11 protein-coding genes are annotated in these 13,924 nt (G+C 39.5%); 3 read left to right on the top strand and 8 right to left on the bottom strand.

Going from position 1 to position 13,924, the window contains the following annotated elements; all coding sequences use genetic code 11:
* Positions 1–131 precede the first annotated feature (131 nt).
* The 8 genes from AKG98_RS07090 to bioB all read right to left on the bottom strand — a co-directional run bounded on the left by AKG98_RS07090 (position 132) and on the right by bioB (position 10,355).
* Positions 132–2,498 carry an RND family transporter gene (locus AKG98_RS07090; protein WP_067043460.1) on the bottom strand — a complete coding sequence of 789 codons (2,367 nt, stop codon included), beginning with the start codon at positions 2,496–2,498 and terminating at the stop codon, positions 132–134.
* 1 nt (position 2,499) lies between these two features.
* Complete coding sequence (locus AKG98_RS07095; protein ID WP_067043463.1) at positions 2,500–3,675, bottom strand: YCF48-related protein; 1,176 nt, start codon at positions 3,673–3,675, stop codon at positions 2,500–2,502.
* 119 nt (positions 3,676–3,794) lie between these two features.
* Positions 3,795–4,814, bottom strand: coding sequence for an AraC family transcriptional regulator (locus AKG98_RS07100; RefSeq protein ID WP_067043465.1), 1,020 nt, complete (start codon positions 4,812–4,814; stop codon positions 3,795–3,797).
* Between the two features lie 224 nt (positions 4,815–5,038).
* On the bottom strand, positions 5,039–6,415 hold the full coding sequence (locus tag AKG98_RS07105) for a hypothetical protein (protein WP_067045090.1): 1,377 nt from the start codon (positions 6,413–6,415) through the stop codon (positions 5,039–5,041).
* 133 nt (positions 6,416–6,548) lie between these two features.
* The gene (gene bioD / locus AKG98_RS07110; protein ID WP_067043468.1) at positions 6,549–7,247 is read right to left on the bottom strand and encodes a dethiobiotin synthase; all 699 of its coding nucleotides are present in this window, start codon (positions 7,245–7,247) and stop codon (positions 6,549–6,551) included.
* A 95-nt stretch (positions 7,248–7,342) separates the two neighbouring features.
* Positions 7,343–8,131: a malonyl-ACP O-methyltransferase BioC gene (gene bioC / locus AKG98_RS07115; protein WP_067043471.1), complete on the bottom strand. Its 789-nt coding sequence runs from the start codon at positions 8,129–8,131 to the stop codon at positions 7,343–7,345.
* On the bottom strand, positions 8,128–9,273 hold the full coding sequence (locus tag AKG98_RS07120; protein ID WP_067043474.1) for an 8-amino-7-oxononanoate synthase: 1,146 nt from the start codon (positions 9,271–9,273) through the stop codon (positions 8,128–8,130). The genes bioC and AKG98_RS07120 overlap by 4 nt, the downstream gene beginning before the upstream one ends.
* Positions 9,273–10,355: a biotin synthase BioB gene (gene bioB, locus AKG98_RS07125; RefSeq protein ID WP_067043476.1), complete on the bottom strand. Its 1,083-nt coding sequence runs from the start codon at positions 10,353–10,355 to the stop codon at positions 9,273–9,275. Before bioB ends, AKG98_RS07120 begins: the two co-directional genes overlap by 1 nt.
* Positions 10,356–10,446: 91 nt before the next feature.
* Between bioB and bioA the strand changes: the two genes are divergently transcribed.
* The 3 genes from bioA to asnS all read left to right on the top strand — a co-directional run bounded on the left by bioA (position 10,447) and on the right by asnS (position 13,859).
* A complete protein-coding gene (bioA, locus tag AKG98_RS07130) occupies positions 10,447–11,745 on the top strand; it encodes an adenosylmethionine--8-amino-7-oxononanoate transaminase (protein ID WP_067043479.1) in 1,299 nt (432 codons plus the stop codon).
* Between the two features lie 181 nt (positions 11,746–11,926).
* On the top strand, positions 11,927–12,289 hold the full coding sequence (locus tag AKG98_RS07135; protein ID WP_067043482.1) for a hypothetical protein: 363 nt from the start codon (positions 11,927–11,929) through the stop codon (positions 12,287–12,289).
* Between the two features lie 169 nt (positions 12,290–12,458).
* Complete coding sequence (asnS, locus tag AKG98_RS07140) at positions 12,459–13,859, top strand: asparagine--tRNA ligase (RefSeq protein WP_067045093.1); 1,401 nt, start codon at positions 12,459–12,461, stop codon at positions 13,857–13,859.
* Positions 13,860–13,924 lie beyond the last annotated feature (65 nt).

Consider the following 13,924-nt stretch of genomic DNA (forward strand, 5'->3'; position numbering starts at 1 on the left):
ACTAAAACGCCAAACTTTAAAGTATAGATCCGACAAATAACTATTTTTTAACCATGTATACATGGTAAGGGCTGAACTAAATAGCTCAGCCCTTTATAAAAGACTAATGATGTAAATATATATTCATTAGATCACGCAGCGTTGCTTTCATTTACGTCAACACGGTTCTGTTGACTTGGTACAGAGGCTTGAGTATTACCACCAATGTTTAACAGCCATGCAAGCGCGGGTAAGAAACATAAAGCACCGATCATATTCCAGATAAACATGAAAGTAAGCATTAAGCCCATGTCAGCTTGGAATTTAATGGGTGACAATACCCAAGTGCACACACCAATAGCCAAGGTAACACCAGTAAATGCAACCGCTTTACCTGTGCTAGATAATGCGTACTTATAAGCGTCTTGTAAATTATCACCCATTTTTAAACGGGCTGATAACTGACTATAAATGTAGATGCCATAATCCACACCAATACCCACACCTAATGCAATGACAGGTAATGTGGCAACTTTAACGCCAATACCTAATGTAGCCATTAATGCTTGGCCTAAAATAGAGGTCAGTGCTAAAGGCAAAATAATACATATGAGTGTTTTGACTGAGCGGAATGTCAGGAAGCAAAGCACCCCAACCACGCCATATACCCACATCAACATTTGATATTGGGCTTTCTCAATCACGCTGTTTGTCGCCGCTTCAATACCCGCATTACCAGCCGCAAGCGCAAAATTAACACCTTCAGTTTTATTCGCGGCTGTATAAGCGGTGATATCAGCAATCACAGTTTCGAGTGTATTCGCTTTATGATCATCAAGATAAATAATAAGCGGTAACATGCTACACGTATTATTCATAAACGCAGCAGGCGCACGACCTACGGCAGCATTAAGTACTAATTGATTAGGACTTAATCCCTGCCATTTGGGATTACCTTCATTCATGCCCACAATGGCTTTTTTAGCAATCGTCGCCACAGAAAGCGTTGATTGCACACCAGGGATACCTTCAACATGTGCTTGTAATTGGTTTACTGCATTCAATGTATGGTAACTACTGCATTGTTCTGCGGGAGTCTCGACCATTAACACCATGATGTCAGTGCTCGCTTGGTAATTATTTGCAACATACGCATTATCTAAATTATAGCGACTGTCTGCACGTAATTCAGGCGCACCAGCGTCGAGATCACCAATTTTTAATGATTGCCCTTGGTACAAACCAACAGCAAGACAAAACACACCAAATATTAATGCTGATTTAGCCCATTTTGCATCAGCAAAACGACTAAACACAGTGACAATTAGCGGCGTCTTTGATTGTTCCGCCAACAAATATTTAATGCCCGAAGGAGACACTCCCGTCCAAGACATTAAAATAGGTAACAACACTAAGTTCGTTAACAAAATAACCGCAACACCCACACTCGCCGCAGTGGCCAAATCTTGAATAACCTGAATTTCAATCACATTCAAGGTAATAAAACCAAGACCATCACTTAACAATGCAATCAGACCTGGAATTGCGAGTGCTCTAAATGCCAGACGCGCAGCTTGTTCTGCTTTATTGCCAGCAGCCATATGTTGACCGATTGCACTAATTAACTGAACACCATGGCTTACCGCAATCGCAAATACCAAAAATGGCACTAACATAGAATAAGGATCGAGTCCCTGCCCTAATAAATTAAGTAATCCTAATTGCCAAATAACCGCGACCAGTGCACAAGTAACAGTCACTATCGTGCTTCGTAAGCAACGACTGTAAAGGTATAATAAAGCGAACGTAATGATAATTGCAGTGATAAAAAAGATGACCACTTCTGAAGCACCAGCAATAAGATCACCGACGACCTTAGCAAATCCGGTAATATGAACCTTAACGCCATCCACTTCATATTTACTGCGTATTTCTTCTAACGTATTCGATAATTTATTATAATCTAATGGCTTACCTGTTTCAGGGTTGATGCTCATTAAAGGTAATAAGAATACTGCCGATTTAAAATCATCACCGACTAAATAACCAACTTGCCCTGATAGCATCACATTACGGCGTAATCTATCTAGTGTCCGCTGACTACCATCATAATCACTCGGAATAACCGTACCGCCGACAAAACCGTCTTCAGTGACTTCAGCCCAAGTCACATTTGAAGTCCAAATTGATTTCATCCCAGAACGGTCAACGCCCGAAATAAAGAACAATTCATCATTTAATGTACGCATCTGTTCTTGAAATTCAGCATTGAAAATATCTCCATTTTCATTTTCAATAACAACACGGACACTATTACCTAGACTCGCTAGTTCTTGTTTATAATTTAAGTAGTTTTGAACATATTCATGTTGCACGGGGATCATTTTTTCAAATGATGCACTTGGTCTCACTAAACTTGCATTATAAGCTAAAAAAGCAGTGAGCAATACGATGAATGCAAACACCACATATTTAAAACCAAATAATTGTTTTTCGATCCAAATAGTAAGTTTTTCCATGTTATTTAAGACCTCCCTGTACTAATTCATCTTTCAGACTGCTTTGCCAACCACGGAGACCCGTTGTAACAACATTATCATCAATTATTTTAACTGATGTGATATCAATACGTTGATTCGATTTTGAAATATCATTAAAGACATGCCCATCATAAACGAGTTTTAGACCACCAGCCCCCACTAATAACAATTCCTTGTTATTTAGCCAGTCAGCAGAAAATATATGATTTGTCACACCTGTATCTAAGCGTTGCCAAGTTTCTCCTTGGTTTTTCGACGCAAACATGTTGCCACGTAATCCATAGCTGTAGAGTGTCTTTCCTTGCACTTCGATACCAAACAATGAACCCGGGTAATCAATATTTAACGAACGCCAAGTTTGACCTTGATCTGACGTTGCAATGCCAAAACCAGCCTCACCAATAACATAAATATTATTTTCCGCGTCTGCGGTTAATGCATTAAGATGGAAACCTTCAGGATTCGACACTTTAAAACCGATATATTCCCAGCTATTACCGCCATCTTTAGTCTCTAACATTGCACCATAAGCGCCAATAACAAGGCCATAATCTGCTGTACTAAATAGCACATCAAAGAATGAAATTTCAATACCAGAATTAACCGTTAAATCTTCTAATTTGTACGATGCATCATCAAGTTGCATTTCAAGTTCATCCAACATATCTTCATCGATGCCCGCAATTTCGGCCCGTTCAAATGCAGCAGTTAACAATGCAACTTGAGTTTCTAAACTTGATTTCAGTAGGCTCGTTAATTGAAGACCATCAAAAACCTTATTCCAATTATGACCACCATCCGTTGTTTTTAATATGACGCCTTGATGACCCACAGCCCAAGCCACTTGATCATCAATAAAATCAACTGCGGTTATCGTAGTTTGCACAGGCACGTTAGCCTGAAGCCAAGCGGAATTACTATTCTCTCGAACCAAAATACGGCCGTACTCACCAACCAATATTTGTCGCTTAGCATAATTATCAATTTCTAAAAAAACACTTTGCTCTACAAGGCTATTCATTTCAGCTGCGACCAGTAGAACATTATTATCTACATAACCGTTTGCTGTGTTTAGCGCTTGTTCCTCGCTTGCACTGTGTACTGGTAAACTTAATGTACATAACAGTGCCAACAATTTTTTGTCCATACTTGGCATTTGTACTCCCTAATCCCTTAAGTTTACGACGTCTTTTCACTAAGACCCCAAATTTTTCATCAAATGGTTATAGCCGTCATTTGATATAAACACTTCAACAGTTGTGAACCAACAACTATTTACGAATGGTAATGTTCTCCTCGATATGCACCTGGTGTGATCCCTTTCCAGCGCTTAAAAGCACGAGAAAAATTGGCCACATTAGAAAAGCCCAATAAGTAACTTATTTCCCCCAAAGATAAGAGATTTTGATTAAGATGTTGCTCGGCTATTGTTTGACGAATATTTTCAACTAAGTCTTTATAACTCGTCCCTGAATCATTTAATTTTCGCTGTAAGCTACGCTGACTGAAATTTAATTTTTCAGCCACCAGGTCAATATTAGGTATGCCTGTCGTCATCCGTGAAACGACTTCTGAACGTACTTTACTTACAACATTATTACTCGTCAGCCCTGCGAGATAATCATCTGCCGCCCGATCACTTAATAACGTGAGATCAGGCGCAAAATTAGGAAGGCGTTTTGATAACAATTCACGATCCATTACCAGCATAGATTTACTTGAACTAAATTCAATCGAACATCCAGTATGGGCTTCAAATTGTTCGCGGCAACGACTGTCGACAGTTGTATATATCTTAATTGGTGCAAAGCCAGGATTAGAAAGATCACGACATATTTTGATGATGGACAGCAGCATGGTTAATTCAAGTTGATCGCCGATACGATTAATATCACTTTCGGTCTCATTCAGGTTTAACGCAAGGTAACAATACGTTTCATCCTCGCTTAAATTAATGCGGCATGTACTACTCAAAACACGGTCATAATGAACTAGACGGGTAAATGCATCTTGTAAAGATGAGGATGCTTGTAATGCATAACCAAGTGCATGAAACGTTGTCGCGACAATACATTGGCTAATTTTGATTGGTAATAGTGGGTCATCTGTTAACACTACAGATTGCTCAAAGAGTTTGTTACACAGACTAACTGGCACACGGCTGCCTACATGTGTAATTTCATTCATGTTAATATCTGATTTAGATAGCAGTTCGAGAGGCTCTATCCCCTTCCATTGTAAGGCTTTATAGAGCGCAACAAGCCAACCACCAATAACATCTCCTTGTCCGTCCATTGCCAGCACTCCTTTGCTTATTATTTCATAATTACAGATAGTTTAAAGATTGAAATTAAAAACCAGAAAACATACAACAAATATTCCACATAGGCAACATTTTCGCAACAATGTTAATTCAAAAATAAGAGCTTAGTATCATAATAATTCAAACGTTTGATTAAATGATCATAAAGGCTTTAGGTTATCGATAGATTTAATGCCTAATAAATATAATTTCACGGCTAAAGAATCTCACTAAATATATCCGCGGCTTCAATATCAAGAATACCAGATCGATTGACTGTTATTTTATGACGCTGATAAACGACTTTAGCACTATCATCTTTTAATCCAACCACCACGTTCACTTGGTAGCGTCTTTCAATCGCTTCTTTACTGATCTTGCCATCACTTTCAGCATAGACAGCACCGGTTCCACGCTCTAAATAACGAATAAGTGGACGCACACTAAAATAGATCTGCTCTTGCATACGATCATAGCCAGCTTGGAAACCTTTGTTACTCACTCGAGTATCAAGGCGATAGTGTAATAGAATTGATTCTTGCTTGTTTTGCGGACGACGGCGATATAATACGTCACGTACAACGGTTGGTAATTTACTCTGTTTAATGTAGTCCAGCCATATACGCTGCTTGGAAATAATTTGTTTATTTGTTGTGTCGATTAGATTTCTTGACCATTTTGGGCGTCCCTTACGGATCCAACGCCATAGCGTGTTATTAAATTCATCTTTAAAGATCTCCCTGAAGCCATAAATAACCGATAACACAGCAATTAAAGCATAAGTTAAACCTTTCAATTCGCCTTGAGCAAAAAAAATCATGCTTAATACAATCACCATCACGAGTGACGTTGCAGTACCTTTTACAATTTTTTGTTGGTGTTTACCCAATTGCTGAGTTTCTTCTTTAAAGATCACGCCATGTTCAATCAAACGACGCAATAAACGCATTTTATTGGCAATGCGATTCGGGTCTAATAAGGTATTTGCTGAATTATAGCCATTTTCTAAACGGTACTTAGCTTCACTACGACAAAAGCCTATAATTTCAGCCCGCTCATCAAGAAATTCATTGTTCTTTTTCCGTTTTGATAACGCTTTATAGCAGCATTGTTCACTAAACCATGACAAATAATTATCCACATTATTAAAGTAAGCTTTTAATTTTTCATCTGACGGGGCATTACGACGAAACTTCTTAATAATCGATTTTGCGACATCATTAAGCTCAATTAACGCAGAATAGAATAATTGCGGTTCGATTTGCTGCTGAATATTGCTGATATCTTTTTCGAAGGCTTTAGCAAATTGATAAGCAAACAGATTTAAGTTTACACGGTATTCATCTGGAGAACGTTTCATTCGACTTGCAAAACGGCTTTGTACTAGCGGGAGGTGTAAACCTTCAGAATAATACGCGCGCTTACCTTGAATGCCACGATAGAAATAATCTTCTTCCGTCAATGTCTGCGGATTGATACCCATCTCATTAGGTAATAAAAAATACACATCGACACGACGATAACCACCTTGCGGGATAAGGTGATTCAATTTAAATGATAATTTATCTTCTTGCTTTAAAACAATCTTAGCCACGCCTTGCACATCCTTTAATTATTACACGTACTCCTTGCCCCACTTAACATAAGCGCACGATAAAAGTACCCACTGTGGAATATACGTTTTCATTAACATTCAATGGGGTATTTATGGCTAAGTATATTATCCTTTACAACGCTAAATAAGAAGTTAAATCCAAATAGTTAGCTGGTTTTTCCTGTTTATCTCCAATTGATGACAAATAAGGCATTTTTCCCATGAGTGGTGCAGGTAATGACACCGTTAATGTTTCTATCATTTCATCATAATTAGCAATATCGACCGTCAAACTGTTCGCAACCCAACCAATAAGATTAGCGCCTGAATGTTGAATCGCTTGCGCTGATAGTATCGCATGATTCAAACAACCTAACTTAACCCCTACTACAAGAATAACATCTAACTTATTTTCAGCTACCCAAGATGAAAAATAGTGATTATTATCAATAGGAAGATGCCAGCCTCCAGCACCTTCGACAACAGTAAAATCGATATCATCCGGCACCTTCGTGAGAGCGGCATCGACTAACGTAAGATCAATAAACTCGCCTTTTTTCTGTGCTGCGATATGCGGTGCTATCGGTTCCTGATAAGCAATGGGATTGATGATATCGTAGTCTAGATGATGTGATGCATGTTGCTGTAATAACAAGGCATCTTCATTACGTAAACCCGCTGGGGTTAATTCACAACCGGCAGAAATAGGCTTCAACCCTACCGTTTTAAAGCCTAACTTATTGGCATACTCGAGGATCGCACAGCTAATCACCGTCTTACCAACGTCCGTATCCGTACCGGTAATAAATACTTTTTTCCTATGATTTGTCATTGATACCTTTCGTGTTCTGTTTAAATGAGCATGTTTTAAATTAGCGGTTCTTAAAATGAATGTATCTTAAATTTAATGTCTTTAGTTCAGGTGTATTAACGTTTCCGCAATAAACAGTAAGCTAATTTATAGCTAAGCGGCAACAAGCCTTGGTTATCACGTAATGTTTCATAGTTGGCTTTGAATGCACGCAGGTCACCCTGCGTTGTCGGTTTCACGTTTTTATTGTGGACATGGTTGGCGCCAATGCCTTTTAGACTTAACATGACCTCTTTAACACTAGAGTAATGCATCGTTTGAATTTCAATTTGAAAACTTTCAACACTCAAACCCGATTTTAATAACGCGGCTTTAATTTCACCTTCAGACAGAAAACGATTTACATGACGATGCTTATTAACGGCTGCCCACGATTGCGTCAGTTCATCAAGACTCCCCGAGACTAAGGTGCTGAATAGCATCAAACCACCTCGTTTTAAGCAACGTGATGTTTCAATTAACGGCATAGCTAAATCATCACACCACTGTAATGCCAAGTTAGAGACGCATAAATCAATGCTATCCGACTGCAATGGTAACGCCTCAGCATCACCATTAAGCCAATAAGTAGGCGTGGCTAATTGATGATGACCTCTAGCGTGGGTAAGCATCCCAAAGGATAAATCAACCGCAATCAAATTTTCACTACACTCTGCCAATGTTGATAATAATGCCCCGCTCCCACAACCAAGATCGACAGTCGTCGCGTAGGTATTCACCATGTTTGGCACCGTAGGTAAGTACTGCAGTAACTTATCACTCGATAACCGCTGTAAGAGTGCATGCTGATCATAACTCGCTGCGGCTTTACCAAAACAACGTGCAACAGCATTCTTATCAATCATGCTATACCTCCAGCACTATCATCTAGCGCATCCTTTAGACAGGTCAGTAATAAATCAATATCTTCAATACTGTGATTCGCAGATAAGGTAATACGCAAACGAGATGACCCCTGTGGTACCGTTGGCGGTCGAATGGCTTTGACTAACAACCCTTTACCCGCTAAATATTGACTGATCTTCATAGCCCTATTAGCATCACCAATGATAAGTGGTTGAATCGCGGTATCAGACTGCATTAGGACGATATTACGTAAAAAACATTGTTGTTTAAAATAAGTGATAAGTTGACTTAAATGCGCAACACGCCATCTCTCAGTTGCCATAATCGTCAATGCTTTATCAATACATACTGCCATTGCAGCGGGCATCGCCGTCGAGTAAATATACGGTTTTGAAAAATTAACCAGATATTCGATAACGTCTTTGGAAGCCGCTACAAATGCCCCCGATACACCAACTGCCTTTCCAAACGTCGCCATATACAAATCAACATCATGGGCTAATAAGCTATGCTGTTTTAGGCTATTTTGTCCCTTTGGAAGAACACCAAAACCATGAGCATCATCCACTAACAACCAGCTGTCATGCGCTTTACATTGCTGACTAATCGCCTGTAAATCAGGCGTATCACCATCCATGCTAAATACACCTTCCGTTACCACGAGTGAATTCGTATGTTGATAGCGGTTTTGAGTCAGAATTTGTGCAAGATGCTCACTGTCATTATGTTTAAAACGTTTCATGGTCGCAGGCGAATAAACACCCGCTTCAATTAACGAAGCATGATTAAGCTTATCTTGAACCAGTAAATCATGTTTATCTAACAAGACTTTAATTAGCGCTTGGTTGGCACTGTAGCCTGAATTAAATAGCAAACTCGATTCATAGCCTGTTATTTCAGCTAATTTTTCTTCCAGGGCGGCATGAGCGTTAGTATAACCCGTGACTAAAAAAGAGCCGCCACTACCAACGCCATATTCGTTTGCCCCGCTCTGCCAAGCACTGATTAGTTCCGGATGTGTCGATAACCCTAAATAATCATTAGCAGAAAAATTTATCGTACCATTACAGACCGTTCGCGAACGTAACAAAGAATCGGTTTGCTGCTGGCGTAATGCTTGTGTAATGAATTCAAAAGCCATTAATGTGCAACACTCGTTGTATCAACATTATTTGTATCAACAATTGTCGCATCATAAAATAGTGATGGTGACGCCTGCTCTGCTATTTCATCGAGTAACTGCGCTGATTGTGCTTCATCACTGGCTTCACGGATACGTGCAGGATGCAATCCCAGTTTCTTAAATAAACGCTTATCACTGTCTTCATCTGGATTGTCCGTTGTTAACAACTTGCAACCGTAGAAAATAGAATTTGCACCAGCCATAAAACATAACGTTTGCGTTTGTTCACTCATCGCTTCACGACCAGCAGATAATCGTACATACGATTTCGGCATTAAGATACGAGCAGTAGCAATAGTACGTACAAACTCTAATTCGTCTAAATCAGGCGTATCTTCAAGCGGTGTTCCTGCCACTTTAACTAACATGTTAATTGGCACACTTTCAGGGTGATGCGGTAAATTAGCCAATGATTTAAGCAATCCAATACGATCGAGTTGTTGCTCGCCCATTCCGACAATGCCACCAGAACATACTTTCATCCCTGCTTCACGAACATGGTTTAAGGTATTTAAACGATCTTGGTAGGTACGCGTGGTAATAATCTGTTCGTAGTATTCTTCTGACGTATCTAAGTTATGGTTGTAATAGTCTAAGCCCGCTGCAGAAAGAGATTGTGCTTGTTCCGGCGCTAACATGCCTAACGTCATGCAAGTTTCCAGTCCCATTGCTTTAACGCCTTTAACCATATCAATTAAATACGGCATATCACGCTTATGTGGATTTTTCCAAGCCGCACCCATGCAGAAACGACTTGCACCATTATCTTTCGCTTCGGCTGCGCGTTTAAGCACGGTTTCTACTTGCATCAAGCGCTCTTTTTCAATACCCGTTGTATAGCGAGCGCTCTGTGGGCAGTACTTACAATCCTCAGGGCAAGCACCTGTCTTGATTGATAACAACGTACTGATTTGCACACTGTTTGGATCAAAATGCTGACGATGAACCGTTTGAGCCTGAAACATCAAATCATTAAACGGTTGGTTAAATAGTGCTTCAATCTCATCAACTTGCCAATCATGGCGAACGCTGTTAGTCATCTAAAATCCTTTATTTGAATTTGTTCTTAAACTCGATTAGTCTATCCAGCATAGCCGCAAGGTCAACCAAATGCCAAAACAAAGGTTTACAATGACTCAAAAAACACACAGCAAATCAATGAAGTTCGACCAGCAACACATCTGGCACCCTTATACATCGATGACAAAACCATTACCTTGTTATCACGTTGATAGTGCTGAAGGTGTTTATCTAACGTTGAATGACGGTACGCGATTAATCGATGGCATGTCTTCTTGGTGGGCATCAATACATGGCTATAACGTGCCAGCGCTAAATCAAGCAATGCAACAACAAGCGAGTAAAATGTCACATGTGATGTTTGGTGGCATAACCCATGATCCGGCAATTAATTTATGCAAAAAATTAGTCGACATAACACCCGATGGTCTCGAATGTGTGTTCTTGTCAGATTCAGGGTCAGTCAGTGTTGAAGTCGCAATGAAGATGGCAATTCAATATTGGCACCATCAACAACCGACGAAGAAGAAATTTGTCACCATACGTAATGGTTATCACGGGGATACATTTGGCGCGATGTCAGTTTGCGATCCAGATAATGGCATGCACGAATTGTTTACAGGATTTTTAGCGCCACAGTTCTTTATTAATACACCAAGCATCAAATTTAATGAGCAATGGCAGCAGAGCGCCATGCAAGATCTAGAGCAAGCATTAATAGAAAACCATCAACACATAGCGGCGCTTATTTTAGAACCTATCGTGCAGGGTGCTGGCGGTATGAAATTCTATCACCCCGAATTTTTACGCCAAGCAAAATTACTGTGCGAGCGTTATAAGGTGTTACTGATTGCCGATGAAATTGCGACAGGTTTTGGTCGAACAGGAAAATTATTTGCTTGTGAACATGCAGGTATCACACCTGACATCATGTGTTTGGGTAAAGGCATCACAGGCGGTTACATGACATTAGCGGCAACATTAACCACTCGCCATGTAGCAGAAACAATCAGTAATGGGCCAAGTGGCGTATTAATGCACGGGCCTACATTTATGGGTAACCCATTAGCCTGTGCAGTGGCAAATGCCAGTATCGATTTATTAATGGCAAGTAATTGGCAGCAACAAGTTAAACGAATAGAAGATCAGTTACAGCAAACATTACTCCCGCTCGTCGCACATCAAAATGTTGCAGATGCACGTGTGCTAGGCAGTATTGGCGTTATAGAAACTAAACAAGCAATTGATCTGGCTAAAGCACAAGTATTATTTGTTGAATTGGGTGTATGGATCAGACCTTTTGGGAAACTCTTGTATATTATGCCCCCTTACATCATTTCAGATTCAGAACTCATCACATTATGCCATGTGATCAGACAAGTACTTGATGCTGACATTTGGGCTGAATAACGTATTAACCAATATGTATTTAGCTTTATCCTGTTTTCACTTGCAATATAGTCAAAATAGTCTTTGCTAAACTATGGGTACCAAGTCTGTGTTTATGACCTGCGTACTTCATTATTGTTAATGTAACAAACGGAATATTAAGTTTGTTACATTAATTTAATCTTAGTTTGTGGGGTCATTTATGCTCAATAATTTATTGATATTCAGCTTAAGTCTAATTAGTTTTTTCACTATCTCGTATATTCTTTATATTAAAATAATTGAGCCCCTTAGCAGTATCAAAGGTTATATACAGGAAGCTCAATTTGAGCATAAAATCATCAATAAACTTGAACATGCAACTGGTACACAAGGGTTGTCAGAGCGCTACAACTTGATGCTCGATAATAATATTAGTGAATCAAGTTATTTTGATAAATTACAACAAACGTTAAAGCAACGCGAAATCAGCCCTGCAGGCACTCCTCCAATTAAATTGAATCGCAGCATTTTAAACCAAGCCCGTTTACTGCAACAAAAGAAAAAACAAATTAATTACCATTAGAATCCTCAACCATTTGCGATTATCAGTGTTAATTTACTAAATAATAAGCAAACAAAATGATTTTTCATTGTTTTTACTTGTATCCTGCAATTGCAAAGGTAATATAACCTTACTTAAATAATCATCATTCGCTCAGCAAGAGCTTTTTATGCTGGAGAGCAATAATCCTATGACGCATACGTCAATTAAAGATATTTTTGCCGGTAAATTCCCGGTAGGCAGCACAGTTACAACGAAAGGCTGGATCCGCACACGCCGTGATTCTAAAGCTGGAATCTCTTTTCTAGCCGTTTACGATGGTTCGTGTTTCGATCCTATCCAAGCAGTTGTAAGCAAAGATTTACCGAACTACTCAGACGACGTATTAAGTCTTACGGCAGGTTGTTCAGTTGAAATTACAGGTGAAGTAGTTGAATCACCTGGTAAAGGTCAAGCATTCGAAATCCAAGCAACAGAAGTAATTGTACTTGGTTTAGTAGAAGACCCTGATACTTACCCTATGTCAGCAAAACGTCACAGCATTGAATACCTTCGTGAACACGCTCACCTTCGTGGCCGTACTAACGTAATGGGTGCCGTTATGCGTGTTCGTAACTGTTTATCACAAGCTATTCACCGCTTTTACCATGAAAATGGTTATAACTGGTTAAGCACACCACTTATCACTGGTAGTGATTGTGAAGGTGCTGGTGAAATGTTCCGTGTAAGTACACTGGATATGAATAACCTGCCTTTAACTGATAAAGGTGACGTTGATTACAACGAAGACTTCTTTGGTAAAGAAACCTTTCTAACGGTATCTGGTCAACTTAACGCTGAAACGTATGCTTGTGCGATTGGTAAAGTTTATACTTTCGGTCCAACTTTCCGTGCTGAAAACTCAAACACAACGCGTCACCTTGCAGAATTCTGGATGGTTGAACCTGAGATTGCGTTTGCTGATTTAGACGATGCTGCAAAACTAGCTGAAGATATGCTTAAGTATTGCTTTAGAGCTGTACTAGAAGAGCGTATGGATGATATGCAGTTCTTTGCACAACGTATCGATAAAGACGCTATTTCTCGCTTAGAAAGCTTTGTAGATTCTGACTTTGCTCAAATTGATTACACTGACGCAATTAAAATCTTAGAAGAATGCGGTAAAGAATTCGAATTCCCAGTTTCTTGGGGTATCGATATGTCTTCTGAGCACGAACGTTACCTTGCTGAAGAACACTTCAAAGCACCTGTTGTTGTTAAAAACTACCCGAAAGATATCAAATCATTCTACATGCGTATGAATGATGACGGTAAAACAGTTGCAGCGATGGACGTACTTGCACCAGGCATCGGTGAAATCATCGGTGGTAGCCAACGTGAAGAGCGTTTAGATATGCTTGATAAGCGTATGGAAGAAATGGGCCTAAACAAAGAAGATTACTGGTGGTACCGTGATCTACGCCGTTTTGGTACAGTACCACATTCTGGTTTCGGTCTAGGCTTCGAACGTTTAGTGTCTTATGTAACTGGTATGCAAAATATCCGTGACGTAATTCCTTTCCCACGTGCACCACGTACAGCTGAATTCTAATTTAAGTGTATAGTTAGTTTTTAAAATAGAAAGCTAACCACTTAAAACAAAAAGGCTGGTGAGAT

This window comes from Moritella sp. JT01 (assembly GCF_001574435.1).
Taxonomy (GTDB): Bacteria; Pseudomonadota; Gammaproteobacteria; order Enterobacterales; family Moritellaceae; genus Moritella.

What these genes read in the sequence shown, in the direction of transcription:
- AKG98_RS07090 (WP_067043460.1), bottom strand. Translation starts at nt 2,498, where the DNA reads ATGGAAAAACTTACTATTTGGATCGAAAAACAATTATTTGGTTTTAAA.
- AKG98_RS07095 (WP_067043463.1), bottom strand. Translation starts at nt 3,675, where the DNA reads ATGCCAAGTATGGACAAAAAATTGTTGGCACTGTTATGTACATTAAGT.
- AKG98_RS07100 (WP_067043465.1), bottom strand. Translation starts at nt 4,814, where the DNA reads ATGGACGGACAAGGAGATGTTATTGGTGGTTGGCTTGTTGCGCTCTAT.
- bioB (WP_067043476.1), bottom strand. Translation starts at nt 10,355, where the DNA reads ATGACTAACAGCGTTCGCCATGATTGGCAAGTTGATGAGATTGAAGCA.
- bioA (WP_067043479.1), top strand. Translation starts at nt 10,447, where the DNA reads ATGACTCAAAAAACACACAGCAAATCAATGAAGTTCGACCAGCAACAC.
- AKG98_RS07135 (WP_067043482.1), top strand. Translation starts at nt 11,927, where the DNA reads ATGCTCAATAATTTATTGATATTCAGCTTAAGTCTAATTAGTTTTTTC.
- asnS (WP_067045093.1), top strand. Translation starts at nt 12,459, where the DNA reads ATGACGCATACGTCAATTAAAGATATTTTTGCCGGTAAATTCCCGGTA.
- bioD (WP_067043468.1), bottom strand. Translation starts at nt 7,247, where the DNA reads ATGACAAATCATAGGAAAAAAGTATTTATTACCGGTACGGATACGGAC.
- bioC (WP_067043471.1), bottom strand. Translation starts at nt 8,131, where the DNA reads ATGATTGATAAGAATGCTGTTGCACGTTGTTTTGGTAAAGCCGCAGCG.
- AKG98_RS07120 (WP_067043474.1), bottom strand. Translation starts at nt 9,273, where the DNA reads ATGGCTTTTGAATTCATTACACAAGCATTACGCCAGCAGCAAACCGAT.